General features: G+C 43.9%; 17 protein-coding genes and 1 other annotated feature. Of the genes, 13 read left to right on the top strand and 4 right to left on the bottom strand.

What is annotated here, in order from left to right; genetic code table 11:
• The first annotated feature begins 51 nt into the window (after nt 1-51).
• The 5 genes from mtnN to ACZGCQ_RS08025 all read left to right on the top strand — a co-directional run bounded on the left by mtnN (nt 52) and on the right by ACZGCQ_RS08025 (nt 6543).
• The gene (gene mtnN / locus ACZGCQ_RS08045; RefSeq protein ID WP_023468903.1) at nt 52-750 is read left to right on the top strand and encodes a 5'-methylthioadenosine/S-adenosylhomocysteine nucleosidase; all 699 of its coding nucleotides are present in this window, start codon (nt 52-54) and stop codon (nt 748-750) included.
• Nucleotides 751-856: 106 nt separating this feature from the next.
• Entirely contained in the window at nt 857-1801 is a 945-nt protein-coding gene (locus ACZGCQ_RS08040; RefSeq protein ID WP_058703818.1) for a beta-ketoacyl-ACP synthase III, read from the top strand.
• A 1-nt stretch (nt 1802) separates the two neighbouring features.
• Complete coding sequence (gene fabF / locus ACZGCQ_RS08035; protein ID WP_481265986.1) at nt 1803-3041, top strand: beta-ketoacyl-ACP synthase II; 1239 nt, start codon at nt 1803-1805, stop codon at nt 3039-3041.
• Between the two features lie 226 nt (nt 3042-3267).
• Complete coding sequence (locus ACZGCQ_RS08030; protein WP_481265985.1) at nt 3268-4695, top strand: peptide ABC transporter substrate-binding protein; 1428 nt, start codon at nt 3268-3270, stop codon at nt 4693-4695.
• A 204-nt stretch (nt 4696-4899) separates the two neighbouring features.
• Complete coding sequence (locus ACZGCQ_RS08025) at nt 4900-6543, top strand: peptide ABC transporter substrate-binding protein (protein WP_215147363.1); 1644 nt, start codon at nt 4900-4902, stop codon at nt 6541-6543.
• A gap of 97 nt (nt 6544-6640) precedes the next feature.
• On the opposite strand, the gene trpS is transcribed toward ACZGCQ_RS08025, so the two are convergent.
• Nucleotides 6641-7642: a tryptophan--tRNA ligase gene (trpS, locus tag ACZGCQ_RS08020; protein WP_029342196.1), complete on the bottom strand. Its 1002-nt coding sequence runs from the start codon at nt 7640-7642 to the stop codon at nt 6641-6643.
• Between the two features lie 51 nt (nt 7643-7693).
• Nucleotides 7694-7899 (bottom strand) — a binding site (T-box leader).
• A 56-nt stretch (nt 7900-7955) separates the two neighbouring features.
• Nucleotides 7956-8336 (bottom strand): DUF3899 domain-containing protein, encoded by a 381-nt coding sequence (locus tag ACZGCQ_RS08015; protein ID WP_029342197.1) that lies wholly within the window; start codon nt 8334-8336, stop codon nt 7956-7958.
• A gap of 271 nt (nt 8337-8607) precedes the next feature.
• Here ACZGCQ_RS08015 and ACZGCQ_RS08010 point away from each other — a divergent pair, with 271 nt between their 5' ends.
• From ACZGCQ_RS08010 to ACZGCQ_RS07990, 5 genes are all read left to right on the top strand, one after another.
• Nucleotides 8608-10221, top strand: coding sequence for a peptide ABC transporter substrate-binding protein (locus ACZGCQ_RS08010; RefSeq protein WP_029342198.1), 1614 nt, complete (start codon nt 8608-8610; stop codon nt 10219-10221).
• 334 nt (nt 10222-10555) lie between these two features.
• Complete coding sequence (gene opp3b, locus ACZGCQ_RS08005; protein ID WP_029342199.1) at nt 10556-11482, top strand: oligopeptide ABC transporter permease; 927 nt, start codon at nt 10556-10558, stop codon at nt 11480-11482.
• Nucleotides 11482-12513 (top strand): oligopeptide ABC transporter permease, encoded by a 1032-nt coding sequence (gene opp3C, locus ACZGCQ_RS08000; RefSeq protein WP_029342200.1) that lies wholly within the window; start codon nt 11482-11484, stop codon nt 12511-12513. Before opp3b ends, opp3C begins: the two co-directional genes overlap by 1 nt.
• A gap of 27 nt (nt 12514-12540) precedes the next feature.
• A complete protein-coding gene (locus ACZGCQ_RS07995) occupies nt 12541-13614 on the top strand; it encodes an ABC transporter ATP-binding protein (protein WP_029342201.1) in 1074 nt (357 codons plus the stop codon).
• On the top strand, nt 13614-14567 hold the full coding sequence (locus ACZGCQ_RS07990; RefSeq protein WP_029342202.1) for an ABC transporter ATP-binding protein: 954 nt from the start codon (nt 13614-13616) through the stop codon (nt 14565-14567). The genes ACZGCQ_RS07995 and ACZGCQ_RS07990 overlap by 1 nt, the downstream gene beginning before the upstream one ends.
• Before the next feature lie 46 nt (nt 14568-14613).
• Here the strand turns inward: ACZGCQ_RS07990 and ACZGCQ_RS07985 are convergent, their stop codons facing one another.
• Nucleotides 14614-15147, bottom strand: coding sequence for an HD domain-containing protein (locus tag ACZGCQ_RS07985; RefSeq protein ID WP_029342203.1), 534 nt, complete (start codon nt 15145-15147; stop codon nt 14614-14616).
• A 223-nt stretch (nt 15148-15370) separates the two neighbouring features.
• Between ACZGCQ_RS07985 and ACZGCQ_RS07980 the strand changes: the two genes are divergently transcribed.
• The 3 genes from ACZGCQ_RS07980 to mecA all read left to right on the top strand — a co-directional run bounded on the left by ACZGCQ_RS07980 (nt 15371) and on the right by mecA (nt 16877).
• On the top strand, nt 15371-15508 hold the full coding sequence (locus ACZGCQ_RS07980; RefSeq protein WP_023468890.1) for a hypothetical protein: 138 nt from the start codon (nt 15371-15373) through the stop codon (nt 15506-15508).
• Nucleotides 15509-15680: 172 nt separating this feature from the next.
• The gene (spxA, locus tag ACZGCQ_RS07975; RefSeq protein WP_012370920.1) at nt 15681-16079 is read left to right on the top strand and encodes a transcriptional regulator SpxA; all 399 of its coding nucleotides are present in this window, start codon (nt 15681-15683) and stop codon (nt 16077-16079) included.
• A 171-nt stretch (nt 16080-16250) separates the two neighbouring features.
• The gene (gene mecA / locus ACZGCQ_RS07970) at nt 16251-16877 is read left to right on the top strand and encodes an adaptor protein MecA (protein WP_481265984.1); all 627 of its coding nucleotides are present in this window, start codon (nt 16251-16253) and stop codon (nt 16875-16877) included.
• A 62-nt stretch (nt 16878-16939) separates the two neighbouring features.
• Here the strand turns inward: mecA and ACZGCQ_RS07965 are convergent, their stop codons facing one another.
• Nucleotides 16940-17662 carry an SDR family NAD(P)-dependent oxidoreductase gene (locus ACZGCQ_RS07965; protein WP_047393679.1) on the bottom strand — a complete coding sequence of 241 codons (723 nt, stop codon included), beginning with the start codon at nt 17660-17662 and terminating at the stop codon, nt 16940-16942.
• Nucleotides 17663-17719: the final 57 nt, after the last annotated feature.

Below are 17719 nucleotides of genomic sequence, written 5' to 3'. Positions count from 1 at the left end.
GAACACAGGAGCCGGAGCAATCCGGCTTTCTGTTTGATGGAGGAATGAATTATGCCAATCGCAATCATCGGCGCAATGGAAGAGGAAGTCAACTTATTGCGTAATGAGTTATCAGAACGTAAAGATACAGTCATCGCAAACTATCATTTTTATGAAGGGCTTTTAAATAGCGTTCCTGTCGTCATCTTGAAGTCAGGAATCGGGAAAGTGAACGCTGCGATCGGAACGACATTATTGCTGGATCATTACAAACCAAGTGCTGTCATCAATACGGGCTCAGCAGGTGGATTCAAGGAAGGCTTAACGGTCGGGGATGTCGTCGTCTCAACAGAAGTACGTCACCACGACGTCGATGTGACGGCATTTGGATACGAATATGGACAGGTACCTGGAATGCCAGCTGCCTATCAAGCAGATCCGAAGCTTGTTGCAACAGCAGAAGCCGTCATCGAGCGGATGGATGCGATTCGCGTCGTTCATGGATTGATTGCGACAGGCGATTCGTTCATCCACGATTCAGAGCGCTCTGCTCAAATCAAGGCGCACTTCCCAGAAGTCGCAGCCGTCGAAATGGAAGCAGCACCAATCGCACAAGTCTGTCATCAGTTCGGTGTCCCGTTCGTCGTAACGCGGTCGATTTCAGATAGCGCCAATGAAGAAGCGTCACTCTCGTTTGATGAATTCCTCGAGATTGCGTCAATCAATTCCGCTAAAATGGTCATGGAAGTCGTACGGACGTTAGCAGAATGAGGTATGAGGAAGGGCACGGGAGACCATGCTCTTCCTTTTTTCTTTGACAAAAGCAAATTAACGCTTTATATTAGTACCAGATACTAATAACAAAAGGGGATGCCTTATGAAGATCGGGATTGTAGGATTAGGAACGTCTTTGCCGTCACGGCGCGTGACGAATGATGAATTAGCAACGACGCTCGATACGAGCGATGAATGGATTCGGACACGGACAGGAATCGGAGCACGACGGATTGCAGCCGATGATGTGGATGTCACTGACTTAGCGACAGAAGCTGCTCAGAAAGCGCTTGATGATGCTGGATTGACAGTAGAGGACATCGGGTTGATCGTCGTCGGAACGGCAACGGGACGCGCGTTTCCATCTACAGCCTGTATCGTCCAAGAGCGTCTTGGAGCACGCGGAGCGACTGCATTCGATATTAGTGCGGCATGTAGTGGTTTCATCTTTGCATTACAAACAGCTGCTAGCATGTTGACGACAGTTGAAGGAAAACATGCGCTCGTCATCGGCGCTGAAAAAATGTCGAGCATCGTCGACTGGTCAGACCGGTCAACTGCCATCTTATTTGGAGACGGTGCAGGGGCAGTCGTCATCGGACAAACTGAGCAAGCGGGTCTTAATGCTTTTGAACTCGGAACAGACGGACGTGGCGCTCATCTGTTGTTTAAGGACATCGATGGACCAATCGAGATGAATGGTCGTGAAGTCTTTAAGTTCGCTGTTCGCAAATTACCGGAAATCGTTGAAAAAGTCATTCAAAAAGCGGATAGTACGCTCGAAGACATCGATATCTTGATCCCGCACCAAGCAAACCTACGCATCATTGATGCAGCGTGCGAACGACTGCATATACCGCAAGAGAAAGTCATCGTCACCATCGATGAGCATGCGAATACATCGGCTGCTTCGATCCCACTCGCACTCGAAGAAGCACGTCAACAAGGACGCCTGACACCAGGTACGAAACTTGTACTTGCTGGATTTGGTGCCGGATTGACTTGGGGAGCAGCATACATTACTTGGACTAAAGGAGAGAACACATAAGATGATGAGAAAACGCGTTGTAGTCACAGGAATCGGAGCACTGACACCAATCGGGAACGATGCCAATACATTCTGGGAAGCATTAAAAGAAGGAACGAACGGGATTCGACCGATGGAACGTCTTGATATCGATGAGTATCCAACGAAGGTCACTGGCGAATTGCAGAACTTCGACGTGACAGAATTCATCGAGGCGAAAGAAGCACGCAAGATGGACCGCTTCGTTCATTACTCACTTGTCGCAAGCATGGAAGCTGTAAAAGATGCTGGAATTGATATCAAGTCGATTGCTGAACGTGCAGGTGTCTGGATTGGATCAGGAATCGGTGGCGTGGAGACAATCGAGAAACAAGCAAAAATTTACTTCGAGCGCGGACACCGTCGTGTCAGCCCGTTCTTCATTCCGATGATGATTCCGAACATGGCAAGCGGTCAGGTATCGATCTATACCGGAGCCAAGGGACCGAATAACTGTTCTGTCACAGCATGTGCTTCAGGAACGAATGCCATCGGGGAAGCCCTTCGTGTCATCGAACGGGGCGATGCAGATGTCATGATCGCTGGTGGAGCGGAAGCGCCAATCACGAACTTAGCGTTTGCTGGTTTTTGTGCCAACAAAGCGATGTCAACGAATCACGATCCTGAGACAGCAAGCCGTCCGTTTGACGAAGGACGTGATGGATTCGTCATGGGAGAAGGGGCAGGCATCTTGATTCTTGAAGAGTACGAGCATGCGGTAGCGCGTGGTGCAAAAATCTATGCCGAAGTCAGTGGATATGGATTAACAGCTGACGCCTACCACATCACAGCTCCAGATCCAGATGGAGACGGTGGAGCACGTGCGATGGCAATGGCAATCCAAGATGCAGGTATCGCACCAGAAGCAGTCGGATACATCAATGCACACGGAACGAGCACACCGATGAACGACATTCTTGAAACAAAAGCAATCCATAGTGTCTTCGGTGAACAGGCAAAACAACTCGTCGTCAACTCGACGAAATCGATGATTGGTCACTTGCTTGGTGGCGCTGGTGGCGTCGAGGCGATTGCAACAATCAAATCGTTACAAGAACAAACCGTTCACCCGACGATTCATCTCAAACAGCCGAGTGAAGGTTGTGATCTTGATTACGTGACGGAAGGTGCACGGAGCGTTGAATTGAATTACGCCCTGAGCAACTCGCTCGGGTTCGGTGGACACAACGCATCACTCGTCTTCAAACGTTACGAAGCCTAAGCTTAAGCGATTCCCTTAGAAAAACGAGGGGGTCGCTTTTTTGCTGCTTTTCTGATTCAATAGAGAAATGCGTGTTTGACGCAGAAAGGAGTCGTTTATGACTAATATCACAAGAAAAACATCAATCCTGATACTGATCCTATTTATATTGATTGGTCTCAGTGGTACGCTCATATATCGTCTATCATCATCTCAAAAGACGAAAACAGATCAGGAAACCCAAGCAGTGAAGGTTGAATTAATTGAATCATCACTCCCGAAGACATCCGATATTGCGTTAGCGACAGATAGCCGTTCTCAGACACTGTTAGCACAACTGTATGAAGGATTATATGTTTTTACTTCTGGGACATCCGTCCGTAGAGGATTAGCACAGGATATGTCAGTCTCAAAGGATCGTCTGACGTATACGATTCAACTCAAACAAACAAAAAATGCGAAGGGTCAGCCGATTACAGCGCAAGACTTTGTCGATAGTTTCCGACGTGTCGCAGCCAATAAAACAAATTCTCCCTATGGTTTCTTATTTGAAGTGTTTGAAAATGGACGTGCCGTCAATGACGGAAAAATGAAGCCAGAACGTCTAGGTGTAAAGGCCAAAGGACGTGACCAACTGATCATCACGCTGAATCAGCCGGTTTCGAATCTAAAAGAATTACTCGCAATGTCCGTTTTTTATCCGCAACCGGCATCTAAAAAATGGCAAGACCTCACCGGGAATGGTGCGTTTACACTAGAACAGATGTCGAAAAACGGATATACGCTTAAGAAAAACAACCAGTATCATCAACAAAATGTTGTCACGGTCGAGGAAGTTAAAAGCCGCATCATCTCTGATCATCAGACGCAATGGAGTACGTATGAGAACAGTAAAGCAGCGATTCTTCCGTTACAAGAGAGTGTTGAGACACAAGAAGATCAAGTCTCTCGACCAACCTATCAAAAAAAGCGAAGCGGTATCTTTTATATCGCATTCAATCAAAAAAATGAAGCCTTCCGCGAAAAGACCCTCAGAAAACGGATTGCTTACGCTTTGATGGAAAAAGAGTCCGTTCAACTTCCTTTAGGATATGCAGGCATTCCGACGAATCGATTCGTCGTCACAGATACGAACGTATTGATGACAGAACCGATACAAGTAAAAAAAGAACAAGTTAAACAACAGAAGAAACAACGAGTCGAGATGCTTAACTTCGAGGACCCACAGGCGAAGCGGATTGGGAAACAACTCGAGACGTATCTTGAGAGACAGTTGCCTGATATTGATATCGTTCTTAAACCCGTTGCGATTGAAGAGAAGATCGATAAAGAACAGTCGGCGCAGTATGCGATGACATTAACAGGATGGATGCCGGATTATCCAGGTCCACTTGCATATTTAAACCAGTTCGTTTCAGATAATCCGTTGAATTCCGTAAACTATCACTCAGACACGTACGATCAACTGATCGAAAAAGCACGGCAGGTACGAGATATGAAGAAAAAACAGGCATTGTATCATCAGGCTGAAAGGCAGTTAATCAATCAAGATGCCGTCATCGTTCCTTTGTATCAGACGACAGAGAAATTATATGTTTCTGATACAATTCAAGGAATCGAAGTACCGATTTATGGACCGGAATACCTACTTCGCGCAATGAAAATTCTAAAATAATCACTGAGCTGGGACCATTTTTTCGTGAGGTCCCAGTCTTTTTTGAAAAAATATTTAGAAAAATCGGATAAAAGGTTTGCAAAATTATCAGAACATTGTAAACTATTTGTAACGAAGGGTTTGATTCGAATATAGTAATTCTTTTTTTTTCGGTCAAAAACCTGACAGTATCACTTTTTAGAAACCTAGGGGGGTCATCGTAACATGAAGAAGAAAAGTTTTGCTTTAGCTACATCGGTAGCTCTCGTATCAAGTGCGTTCCTCGCAGCTTGTTCGACAACGGATTCAGGCGACAAATCGGGCGACACAGGTTCAGACAAAAAGTCTAGTGATCAAACACTTAACTTGATCGAAGGTTCGGATATCCCGACACTTAACCCGACGACTTCAACAGACTCGGTTTCATTCAACGTGTTGAACAACACGATGGAAGGTCTTTACCGTCTAGATGACAAACAGCAACCAACACCAGGTATCGCTGAGAGTCATGAAGTATCAGAAGACAAAAAGACGTACACGTTCAAATTACGTGATGCGAAATGGTCTGACGGTACTCCAATCACAGCTAAAGACTTTGAATATGCATGGAAAGAAGTTCTTAATCCAGAGAACGCTTCACAGTATGCATACGTCTTCTACAACATCGAAGGTGCAGAAGAGTACAACACGAAAAAAGGCGAGCGTGATGCTGTCGGAGTCAAAGCAATCGACGACAAAACGTTCGAAGTTAAGTTAAAAGCACCTGCAGATTACTTCCTCGGACTCACTGGATTCGGTCCATTCATGCCGAAATCAGAAGAACTCTCGAAGAAAATCGGAAAAGACTTCGGTTCGACTGCAGACAAAGCGCTCTATAACGGACCATTCAAATTAACAGAGTGGACACGTGAGCAAGGCTGGAAAATGGTCAAAAACGATAACTACTGGGATAAAGATGCTGTTAAACTTAAAACGATCAACGTTAAGGTCGTTAAAGAAGTTGCAACTGGTGTTAACCTTTACGAAAAAGGTGACATCGATCGCACAGGTTTAACATCTGAGTTCGTTGCCCAGTTCAAAGATAATAAAGAATTCAAAACAAAAGGTGAATCAACAATCTTCTACCTCTACCTCAACACGAAGGTAAAAGCGCTTGATAACGAAAAAATCCGTCGCGCAATCGACATGGGTTACGATAAAAAAGGGATCACGGATGTTATCCTCGCAAACGGATCACTTCCAGCGAACTATCTCGTACCAAAAGATTTCGCGAAGGATGCTGACGGGAAAGACTTCCGTGATAAGTATCCTGGATTCAACGAATACAATGCAGACGAAGCGAAAAAACTCTGGGAAGAGGGCTTAAAGGAAATCGGTCAAAAATCGGTTGATCTTGAACTCTTGAACTATGATAGCGACGATTCGAAAAAAATCGGTGAGTTCTTGAAAGGTGAACTTGAGAAAAACCTTCCAGGTATGAAGGTCACAATCAAACAACAACCATTCAAAAACAAACTTGATCTTGAAAACAAAGGGGACTTCCAATTCTCGCTCGCGGGCTGGGGACCTGACTACCAAGATCCGATGACGTTCCTCGATCTCTTCTTGACAGACGGACCATACAACCGTGGTAAGTGGTCAAATGAAGAGTATGATAAACTCATCAAAGATGCTCAAACACAAACAGATGCAACGAAACGTTGGTCTGAATTGCAAGAAGCTGAGAAAATCCTTCTCGACTCTGCAGCGATCTCACCTGTTTATCAGCGTGGACGTGCATTCCTCGTCAAACCATACGTTAAAGGAGTCGTCGAGCATAACTTCGGCGCAGACTTCTCGTACAAATGGGCTTCAATCGAAGGAAAATAAGCAATATAAAAACTGCTTCCGAAATAAATCGGAAGCAGTTTTTTTGTTTGGAAATATCAAAAAAGACCGGAGCATTCCGATCTCTTTTGCGTAGAACTTATTTTTTTACTTTAGCACGCTTCCGTTGTAAGCCCATTGCCTTCTCGATTTTCGCGAGCTTTTTAGCAGCAACGGCTTCAGCACGATCTCGTCCAGCGTCGAGAATCTGATCGAGTTCTTCTGAATCAATCAACTCATAGTAGCGTTGTTGAATCGGTTCGAGTTCTGAAATGATTGCTTCCGCGACATCTGCTTTAAATGTTCCGTAGTTCGAACCTTCGTATTTGGTTTCGAGATCTGGAATCGAGATGCCAGCGAGTAGGGAGTAGATTTCAAGCAAATTCGACACACCTGGTTTATTTTCCCGATCGAATTTGACGATTCCTTCGGAGTCCGTGACGGCTGATTTTACTTTTTTACGAATGACATCTGGTGCGTCAAGCATCGAGATGAAGCCTTTCGGATTCTGATCAGATTTTGACATCTTTTTGTCTGGTGTCGTCAGGCTCATGATTCGAGCTCCTGATTCAGCGATGATTGGTTCTGGTAATGTGAACGTCTCATAGTAACGACTATTAAAACGTTGAGCCAAGTCGCGCGTTAACTCAATATGTTGTTTTTGGTCATCTCCGACCGGAACGAGTTCCGCATCATAGAGTAGGATATCAGCTGCCATGAGTGTCGGATAGACAAACAATCCAGCACCGATTCGGTCTTTCCCTTGCGATTTATCTTTATACTGTGTCATACGCTCTAGTTCACCCATTCCAGAAAGACACGTCAACATCCAGCCGAGTTGCGCATGCGCTTTAACTTCTGATTGAACGAAGATTGTTGATTTTTCTGGATTCAGACCACTTGCGATATAAAGAGCTGCGAGTGCACGTGTATTATTCATCAATTCGACACGATCAATGTCGACCGTGATGGAGTGCAAATCGACGACACAATAATATGCATCATGACCATCCTGTAAGTTAACGAAGTGTTTCATGGCACCTAAGTAATTTCCAAGTGTTACTGTTCCCGTTGGTTTGATACCTGAGAAAATCGTTTTCATAATGAAATCCCTCCAAATAATAAAATCAAAATAAAAAACGCCCCTTGAAAATCAAGGGACGATTCATCGCGTTGCCACCCAAGTTGCTATTCGCATAGCCGCTCAATTTGCTGTAATGGGCACACCCATCTGACTCTACTTGATTCGAATCAGCCACTCGAAAGTCCATTCACGTAGGCATCACCTGTCCATTTCCAGCACCATGGACTCTCTGAAAGGGATGTACCTAAGTTACTACTCTTTGTCGTCGTGTTTTCTTGTTTAATTCACTTAAGTTTACCATACGATAGAAGGCACGTCACGGTGATTTCGATTAAAAGTAAGAGATGATCAGCGATACGATGATGAAGATAATACCACTAGAAACATAGGGTTTCGTTCGGGCAGAAGCCCGGTTTTGCTTTTTACGGAGGACTTCTTCCTCTTCGTCATCATCTTCGTAGTAATCGCCATCAATCTCTCGAAGCTTCGCTTCCCGTTGTTTTTTAAATCCAGCTGTCATGCCACGGAAGAAGCCGTTAGCCGACATGTTGGAAAAGAATCCGATTGCCATAAGCAAAAAGCCTCCAATGAATAATCCACCGGATAGGTGATATAAAATACCGTGCGTCGAATCGGTGATAGTCGCCCATATCGTATAAAGTAAGACTAGAATGACCGCAATGATGACCGGTCGGAAATAGGTCGATCGCATGAAAATCCCCCTTAAATGCATTGATAACCTTAGTATACGAAATTTTTAATCCTGTTACGAATCGGTAACAAACGAATGATGCAAAATAGCAAATAGTGTGACTATTTACTTGACGTTAATGCTATTCTCACATAAAATCAATTTATCACTTCGTTTAAGTTTTTGAAACTAGGTCAATGCATTTTGGGGAATACATTGCAGTTTCGACGGGACGTTATTGATGTCATAGGCATTATGGCAACTTGGAAATTGAAAAGGAGATGACTTACCGATGAAGAAAAAAACAGTCGGTCTCGCATTATCAGTCATGCTTGCAGGAAGCGCAGTGCTTGCTGGATGTTCGACAGGTGGCGGAGACAGTGATTCAGGTTCAACAGACGGAAAGAAAAATCTACGTTTAACGGACACTTCTGACATCACGACAGTCGATCCAGCGAAAGCTACGGATTCTGTCGCTTTCAACATGATCGGGAATACGATGGAAGGTCTTTACCGTCTCGATAAAGACGGAAAAGCGATTCCAGCACTTGCAGAAAAAACAGATATCTCAAGTGACAACTTGACGTATACGTTCACACTTCGTGACTCGAAATGGTCAGACGGTTCACCAGTCAAAGCACAAGATTTCGAATTTGCTTGGAAACGTGCTGCTGATCCGAAAACAGCATCTAGTTACTCGTACATCTTTGACACGTTAAAAAACGGCGCTGATGTCACACAAGGTAAAAAAGCTGTCGACGAGCTCGGTGTTAAAGCACTTGACGACAAAACGTTAGAAGTAAAACTTGAGCGTCCAGCTCCGTATTTCCTTTCACTGACATCATTCGGTACGTACACACCGATCAGTGAAGACTTCTACAAAAAGAATGAAAAAGACTTCTCGCTTAAACCAGATAAATTACTTTATAACGGTCCTTTCGTTTGGGAATCTTGGAAAACGGATTCAAAACGTGTCCTGAAGAAAAACGATAACTACTGGGATAAAGATGCTGTCAAACTCGACGAAGTTACGATCAGTGTCGTTAAAGATAACTCAACAGTAGTAAATCTTTATGATTCAAACGATATCGATTACGCAGGTCTGACTTCAGAACAAGTTGAAGCGTACAAATCGAAACCTGAATTCAAAACAGCGCTTCGTTCTTCGATCGCTTATTTGAAATTCAATAACGAAGATGCAACGATGAAAAATGTCGATGCACGTAAAGCGATCGCTCGTGCAATCGATCCAAAAGGAATTACGGATACGCTTCTTGCGAACGGTTCGATTCCAACAACAAGCTTCATTCCAAAAGAATTCATCAAAGATGCGTCTGGTAAAGACTACACAAGTGACATCAACTGGTTCGATCGTGATGGAAAAGAAGCAGCAGATCTTTGGAAAAAAGCAAACGGCGATAAAAAGACGACGATTGAACTTCTTTCATTCGACAATGAGGATGCGAAGAAGATCAGTGAGTACATGAAAGGTCAAATCGAGAAAAATCTTCCGAACGTTACTGTTTCAATCAAACAACAACCGTTCAAGAACAAACTCGACCTTGAATCAAAAGGCGACTACCAACTTTCTTACTCACTTTGGGGTCCAGATTATCAAGATCCAATGTCTAACCTGTCAATCTTCGAATCAACAAATAGCCAAAACGACGTCAAATATAAGTCTGCAGCCTATGATAAATTGTTGAACGCAGCGAATGAAGAGTCTGATTTAACGAAACGTCTTGATCTCTTCAAACAAGCGGAAGCACAATTGATTGAGAAAGATCAAGCAATCGCGCCAATCTATCAAGCTGGTTCTGCATACTTGAGCCGTCCGACGGTCAAAGATTTCAACCGTCAAGTATTCGGAGCAGATTTCCAATACAAATACGTTGATATTAAGTAATCGAGAATGGGAGCGTCCCCTGATCAGTTCGGGCACGCTCCTGTTTTATACTACTTTTTATGAATGGAAACTCATTTTTAGCGAAAATGTGAAAGTTTCGTAAAAAAGTAGTTCTAATTACTTTGTTAGCAAAGTATAATGGAATCAAACGAAAAATTCTGACTATTGGATGAAATTAGAAAAACATTCAAGCGAACATCAAATCAAAGCACAATAAAAAAAGAATTTTTAAATTTTTATGACAAAATTCTTGAATGTTCCGACAATTGTGGGTCATACTGATTTTATTGATGTTTCGAAAAAAACAGAAAATCTTTATAGGGGGTGCCATCTTATGGGCCGTTATTTAGCTCAACGCCTGGTTTACGGCGTACTGACGTTTTTACTCATCGCTTCGTTCACTTTCTTCCTGATGGATCTGCTACCAGGTTCACCGTTCCAAAACCAGGAGAAACTTTCTCCTGAACAGTTGAATATCCTTCGGGATAAGTACAACTTGAATGATCCACTGCCACAACGCTATGCAGCGTATATGGTCAACTTGTTCCAAGGAGATCTCGGTATTTCATTCAAATATGATAGCCGTCCGGTAACGGATTTGATTTCTGAACGAATTGGACCATCGGCTCAATTAGGAGTTCAAGCACTAGTACTCGGAGTATTATTAGGACTCGTCTTAGGTGTTGTCGCAGCGCTTCGCCACAACACAGTGATCGATTACGGTGCGATGTTCGTATCGGTTATCGGAATCTCGGTACCGTCATTCGTATTCGCCTCACTCCTTCAATACTACGTTGGCGTGAAATGGGGCGTTTTGCCAGTCGCGTTCTGGGAAAGCCCGGCGCATACCATCTTGCCGACTATATCGTTATCACTTGGGGTCACAGCCTCAATTGCTCGATTCGTCCGGACAGAGATGCTAGAAGTTACGAACCAGGATTATGTCACGTTAGCTAAAGCAAAAGGCCTAGATGGTCAGTCGATTACTTGGAAACACATGGTTCGGAACGCCTTGATTCCGGCGATCACGATTCTTGGACCAATGACAGCTGCATTGATTACAGGAACACTCGTCATTGAGCGGATTTTCTCTGTACCTGGTCTTGGTGAACTCTTCGTATCATCAATCACACAAAATGACTACACAGTCATCATGGGTACGACGTTGTTCTTCTCAGCAGTCTTCATTCTCATGATTTTGATCGTCGATTTGCTGTACGGTGTCGTTGATCCACGGATCCGTTTGGGGGGTAACAAATAATGGCTGAACAAAATTCAAATGCAAAAGCAGAACAGTTTGATTCATCGCTGTTCCAACACGTTGAGTTCAATGAACAAGCAGGGGAACGCCTTGCTGGTAAAAGCTTAAACTTCTGGCAAGATGCTTGGATGCGTCTACGCAAGAACAAAGCAGCGATTCTTTCTCTTGCTGTCATCATCATCATCGCGATCATGTCATTGGTCGGACCTGCGTTGTCTGGTAATGACCCTTATACCCAAACAATCACGCAAGCTAAACTTCCACCTAAAGTTACTGGTTTAGAGTGGGCTGGTTTTGACGGTATGGCGACACTTGGTGATACGCCGATTGATTTTTATAAACAAAAACAGGTGACGGAGAACTTCTGGTTCGGAACGGACCACCTTGGTCGTGATCTTTGGTCACGTGTTTGGGAAGGAACGAAGATTTCGCTATTCATCGGTTTGATGGCAGCACTCATCGACGTTCTCGTTGGTGTCACATACGGCGGGATTTCTGCTTACTACGGTGGGCGTGTCGATAACATCATGCAACGGATTGCAGAAATTTTAACAGGTGTACCGAACTTGATCTTGATCATCTTGTTCATCTTGATTCTTGAACCAGGGATCACGACGATCATCCTTGCGATGACGATTACCGGCTGGATCGGGATGAGCCGACTTGTTCGTGGTCAAATCCTGAAACTAAAGAACCAAGAATTCGTTCTTGCAGCACGGACACTTGGTGCTTCTAGCGCACGATTAATCTTCAAGCATTTGATTCCAAATACCTTGGGAACAATCATTATCTCGCTTATGTTCACGATTCCAAGTGCGATCTTCTTCGAAGCGTTCTTAAGCTTCATCGGTTTAGGACTTGCACCACCACAACCGTCACTCGGTACATTGATCAACGAAGGGTACAAAGAACTCAAAACGTTCCCATTCTTGCTCGTTGTTCCATCGACGGTCATCGTACTCCTCATGGTCAGCTTCAATATGTTGGCAGATGGACTGCGTGATGCGTTCGACCCACGTTTACGACGCTAACGGAAACTAGAGAGGAGCTCATTCACAATGGAAACTATTTTATCTGTTCGCGACCTGAATGTCGCTTTCCATACGTATGCCGGGACGGTACAAGCCGTCCGCGGTGTATCGTTTGATTTGAAAAAAGGCGAGACACTCGCAATCGTTGGTGAGTCTGGTTCTGGTAAATCGGTTACTTCAAAAGCGATCATGCGTTTGATCCCAAACCCACCAGGTGAAATCACACAAGGTGAAATCTTATTTGAAGGTCGCGATCTCGTTAAGCTTTCCGATAAAGAAATGCAAAAAGTCCGCGGTCGTGATATCGCAATGATTTTCCAAGATCCGATGACATCACTTAACCCGACGATGACGATTTATAAACAAATCGCTGAAGGTCTAAAACGTCACCAAGGCTTAACAGGTGACGCAGCGAAAAAGCGTACACTCGAACTTTTGACACTCGTAGGAATTCCGAATCCAGAAGCGCGTCTGAAACAATATCCGCACCAATTATCGGGTGGGATGCGTCAACGGATCGTCATCGCAATCGCGCTTGCATGTAATCCGAAAGTGTTGATTGCCGATGAGCCGACGACTGCACTCGATGTTACGATTCAAGCTCAGATTCTCGAGTTATTGAAAGACATTCAGCAAAAAACGGGTACAGCAATCATCTTTATTACGCACGACTTAGGTGTCGTAGCGAACATGGCTGACCGTGTAGCCGTCATGTATGCTGGTAAATTGATTGAAAAAGGTACAGTAGATGAGATCTTCTATGAGCCGCGTCATCCATACACTTGGGGACTACTAGGTTCAATGCCACGTCCATCTGATGACCGTTCACAAGATCTTCCTGCGATTCCAGGAACTCCACCGAACTTGATGCATCCACCAGTCGGTGATGCGTTTGCACCGCGTAACAAATACGCGATGAAGATTGATTTCGAGAAAGAACCACCTTTCTTCAAAATCTCAGATACACACGAAGCGGCGACGTGGTTGCTACATCCACAAGCTCCATATGTCGAACCACCAGCTGCAATCCGTGACTTGGCGTTAAAATACCGTCCGGACAGCGTGTTCTCAAAATCGCTTCTGAAAGGCGGTCTGAAATAATGGAAAACCGTAATAAATTACTTGAAGTAAAAAACTTGAAGCAACATTTCAATATTGGACGTGGACGCGTCGTCAAAGCGGTTGATGGACTTTCATTTGATATCTACGAAGGCGAAGTACTAGGTCTCGTTGGAGAGTCAGGCTGTGGTAAGTCTACGACTGGTCGCTCGATTATTGGTTTATACGAAGCGACAGACGGCGAAGTCATCTTCAAAGGTGAAAATGTTCATGGTAAGAAGTCACGTAAAGACAAATTGAAATTCAACCGTGCAATGCAAATGATCTTCCAAGATCCGTATGCATCGTTAAATCCACGGATGACGGTTGGCGATATCATCGCTGAAGGAATCGATATTCACGGTTTAGCAAACTCAAAAGAAGAGCGCAATAACCGTGTGTATGATTTGCTTGAGACGGTTGGTTTGACAAAAGAACATGCGAGTCGTTACCCGCACGAGTTCTCAGGTGGTCAGCGTCAACGGATTGGTATCGCACGCGCACTTGCTGTAGAGCCGGACTTCATCATTGCGGATGAGCCGATTTCAGCACTCGACGTATCGATTCAAGCCCAAGTCGTCAACTTGATGAAAAAACTGCAACGTGATCGCAGTTTGACATACTTGTTTATCGCCCACGATTTATCGATGGTCAAGTATATCTCAGACCGGATTGGTGTTATGTATCAGGGTCACCTCGTTGAATTGTGTGATGCGGATCGTCTGTATGAGAATCCAGTTCACGCGTATACGAAGTCACTTCTATCTGCAATTCCGCTTCCGGATCCAGAGCACGAGCGGACACGTAAACGGATCATCTTCGATCGTCCGACGAGTGGACCGGTTGGTAAATCGGATGAAGATTCGAGTATTCCACCACTTCGTGAAATCGAGCCAGGTCACTTCGTTTCGATGACGGATGCAGAACTTGAAGCGTATCAAGCGCAACTCGTATAATCGTTAAAGCAAAAAGGCATTTCCACGTTGATCGTGGAAATGCCTTTTAATTTTCTGATGCGATACGCGGTAGATGAGCAAATCGATGAACGACTGCATCGATTGCATCCAGACGACGCATGGCTTCTTCAAAGTCAATTTTTTCGTAATGATGGAGTCCGCCCGGCTGTTCTTCCAGCGTATCCGCATCATGAACGAGTTGTTGTAAAGGTGTTCGATTGATCGCACCTGGTGGAAGATAAGAATCGGTATGCAACAGAACGGCGAGAGCAATTTCTTTTGCACGTGCTGGTTCTTCACCAAGGCGAATTAGAAGTTTGTGAGCACGTTCAGCTCCTTTAATGGCATGAATATCATTTTGGCGATATAAATCATAGTTCCAAGTGCCATCGGTATACCATTCGTAATGACCGATATCATGTAAGAGTGCTGCCTTCGTAGCAGTGTCAGCATCTAAGCCGCGTTTCGTAGCAAGAGTCAGTGCGCGCTCCGCGACTGAAATCGCATGATTCAAGCCAGAACGAGATAAATATTTTTGAGCGATCGGATGATCGAGAATCGTGACGAGTGTTAATGCCATGAATGAAAAACTCCTTTCTGAGCGTTGATATTTCTATACACTCTACAGAAAATTGAAAGAAATTGCAACTGTTTTTCATTTCTCAATCGACAATCTCACATATTTAATTGCTTAAAGTAGGAATAGATTTTTAGTTTACGTGGTATACTTACTAATGTAGAAGATGATTATTTCGCTTTCGTAGGTTGTTAGTTCTGTTTCGGGCCGATTGGGGTGTCGGAATATGAAAGAACGTGACAAGAAGAAAAAGCTGAAGAAGCGCCTTTTGCGGGATATTTTAGAGAAAAAACTGAAAGAAATGAAACTTCCTAAAGCAAAAGAGACGATTTCTCAGCCATTTGATCACACGCCAGCTTGTTAAAGCCACGTGGTGGCTTTAACAAGCTTTTTTACGAAAAGTTCTTTCATCTTTATAAAAAAGCTAGGTTTTCTGCTTTATTAGATGTAAACTGTCAAGTAATAGAACCATCATCAATATTTGCTTATTCACATAGATATTGAATGATGTTAAATCAGGGGGAGGATGTTTTTCAATGGTAACACTCTATACTTCACCAAGTTGTACTTCTTGTCGGAAAGCACGCGCGTGGCTTGAAGAACATGAAATCCCGTTCGTTGAACGCAATATTTTTTCAGAACCATTATCGCTCGATGAAATCAAACAGATTCTTCGTATGACGGAAGATGGAACGGACGAGATTATCTCAACACGTTCAAAAGTCTTCTCGAAACTCGATGTTTCCGTTGAAAACTTATCGTTGCAGCACCTATACGATTTGATTCAAGAATATCCGGGATTATTGCGTCGCCCAATCTTGATTGATGAAAAACGCCTTCAAGTTGGATACAACGAGGATGAAATCCGTCGATTCTTACCGCGCAAGGTGCGTACGTTCCAACTTTTGGAAGCACAGCGTCTTGTAAACGAGTAATTTTCAAAAGCACGCTGCTTCGTGAGCAGTGTGCTTTTTGTTACCGATAAAAAAGGTTAAAATAAAGATAACAAAGGAATAGAAATATATCCTTCGGATTCAAAACTATGAATCCAAGTCATGTCCTCGTTCGTATTCTAGATAAGGAACGAGAAGAAAGGAGTGGACAGTTTGAAAATCGAACGCGTCAATGACAATACGGTCAAGTTCTTCATCACGTACACCGACATCGAACGCCGTGGTTTTGCCCGAGATGAGATTTGGTATAACCGGGAACGGGGAGAACAGTTATTCTGGCAGATGATGGACGAAGCGAATGAAAAAGAGTCCATCTCCTTCGAAGGTCCACTGTGGATACAAGTGCAAGCATTTGAAAAAGGTCTTGAAGTCACTGTAACGATCGCGAAAAATGCAGTTGATGGTGAGCAAGTCGATGAAGACGAACTCGATTCACTTTTACGATCAGCGATGTCTGAGACAGAAGATAAAGATACAGAGTTAAGCCAAGATGTTTTATTTGAAACTCGCGATTTTGAACATATCATCGCGCTCAGTCAATATGCGAATGCTCCTGTATTCGCAGAACTTGAAACAGCGCTTTACCAAAAAGATGGACTCTATTTACTGCATGTTCATTTCGAAGATGATGTGAGCGTAGAGGCGCAAGAAAACGTCATGAGTTTAATCGCAGAGTATCTCCAGTTCAGCGAGCAAACGATACATCCTGTCGCTGAATACGGGAAACAGATCATTGCTTCAGATGTCTTTCCGTTCATTCGGAAACATTTTCCGAACTAAGGTCAGAAAAAGTGCGAGGAAAAGGAGGATCACATATCGTGATACCTCCTTTTGTTCTGGTATTAAGTGAGGGTGTAGCCTCCATCTACGATGAGCGCTTGACCGTTGATGTAACTCGCTTTGTTTGATAGTAAGAAACAAACGACCTCAGCGATTTCAGAAGGTTGTGCAGGTTCACCTCGAAGGTGATGTTTCATTGCGAGATCAAATTTATCTTTCCCGCCATATAACGCATGACTGAGCGCTGTATCGACTGGTCCCGGGCAAATAGCATTAAATCGGTACTTACCATGGAATCGGGCGGCGTATGTCTTTGTTAGCGTCAGTAAAGCACTTTTAGACGATGCATAAGGCAGTAGCATTGCTGGAAACTTAACGTGACCTACGATGGCACTATTATTGACGATAGAAGCACCCTTTGAGAAGCGTTTCGTCGCAAGCTGGATGATTCGTTCGGGCGCGTGATAGTTCACTTGGAACACTTCTTTTTGTTGATCGGAGACACGTTCAGGTGCAACGGGTTTCCCGAAAGTACCTGCATTGTTGAAAATACCATCGATTTCTGGGAAATCTTCTTGTGTTTCTTCAAAGAACGCATCGATTGCAGAGGAATCAGCTAAGTCGACAGGGAAGAAATATAAACGTCCTTCTCCGTTTGATTCAAGCGAGGATCCCTTTTCTTCATTGCGACCAATCGCAAGGACGGTATGTCCCTCCCGAATGAGTTGAAGGGAAGTTGCCTCACCAATTCCACTTGTTGCACCAGTAATGATATACGTACCCATTTAAACGCTTCCTTTCTGTCATCAGTTAAAATACGATTTGTACGATCTACATAAAAA

The sequence above is a fragment of the Exiguobacterium sp. HSB13 genome, from assembly GCF_056764755.1.
Note: the sequence above shows the minus strand (reverse complement) of the source record. Positions and strands in the feature narration are given on the sequence as shown.

What these genes read in the sequence shown, in the direction of transcription:
- mtnN (WP_023468903.1), top strand. Translation starts at nt 52, where the DNA reads ATGCCAATCGCAATCATCGGCGCAATGGAAGAGGAAGTCAACTTATTG.
- ACZGCQ_RS08040 (WP_058703818.1), top strand. Translation starts at nt 857, where the DNA reads ATGAAGATCGGGATTGTAGGATTAGGAACGTCTTTGCCGTCACGGCGC.
- fabF (WP_481265986.1), top strand. Translation starts at nt 1,803, where the DNA reads ATGATGAGAAAACGCGTTGTAGTCACAGGAATCGGAGCACTGACACCA.
- ACZGCQ_RS08025 (WP_215147363.1), top strand. Translation starts at nt 4,900, where the DNA reads ATGAAGAAGAAAAGTTTTGCTTTAGCTACATCGGTAGCTCTCGTATCA.
- trpS (WP_029342196.1), bottom strand. Translation starts at nt 7,642, where the DNA reads ATGAAAACGATTTTCTCAGGTATCAAACCAACGGGAACAGTAACACTT.
- ACZGCQ_RS08015 (WP_029342197.1), bottom strand. Translation starts at nt 8,336, where the DNA reads ATGCGATCGACCTATTTCCGACCGGTCATCATTGCGGTCATTCTAGTC.
- ACZGCQ_RS08010 (WP_029342198.1), top strand. Translation starts at nt 8,608, where the DNA reads ATGAAGAAAAAAACAGTCGGTCTCGCATTATCAGTCATGCTTGCAGGA.
- opp3b (WP_029342199.1), top strand. Translation starts at nt 10,556, where the DNA reads ATGGGCCGTTATTTAGCTCAACGCCTGGTTTACGGCGTACTGACGTTT.
- opp3C (WP_029342200.1), top strand. Translation starts at nt 11,482, where the DNA reads ATGGCTGAACAAAATTCAAATGCAAAAGCAGAACAGTTTGATTCATCG.
- ACZGCQ_RS07995 (WP_029342201.1), top strand. Translation starts at nt 12,541, where the DNA reads ATGGAAACTATTTTATCTGTTCGCGACCTGAATGTCGCTTTCCATACG.
- ACZGCQ_RS07990 (WP_029342202.1), top strand. Translation starts at nt 13,614, where the DNA reads ATGGAAAACCGTAATAAATTACTTGAAGTAAAAAACTTGAAGCAACAT.
- ACZGCQ_RS07985 (WP_029342203.1), bottom strand. Translation starts at nt 15,147, where the DNA reads ATGGCATTAACACTCGTCACGATTCTCGATCATCCGATCGCTCAAAAA.
- ACZGCQ_RS07980 (WP_023468890.1), top strand. Translation starts at nt 15,371, where the DNA reads ATGAAAGAACGTGACAAGAAGAAAAAGCTGAAGAAGCGCCTTTTGCGG.
- spxA (WP_012370920.1), top strand. Translation starts at nt 15,681, where the DNA reads ATGGTAACACTCTATACTTCACCAAGTTGTACTTCTTGTCGGAAAGCA.
- ACZGCQ_RS07965 (WP_047393679.1), bottom strand. Translation starts at nt 17,662, where the DNA reads ATGGGTACGTATATCATTACTGGTGCAACAAGTGGAATTGGTGAGGCA.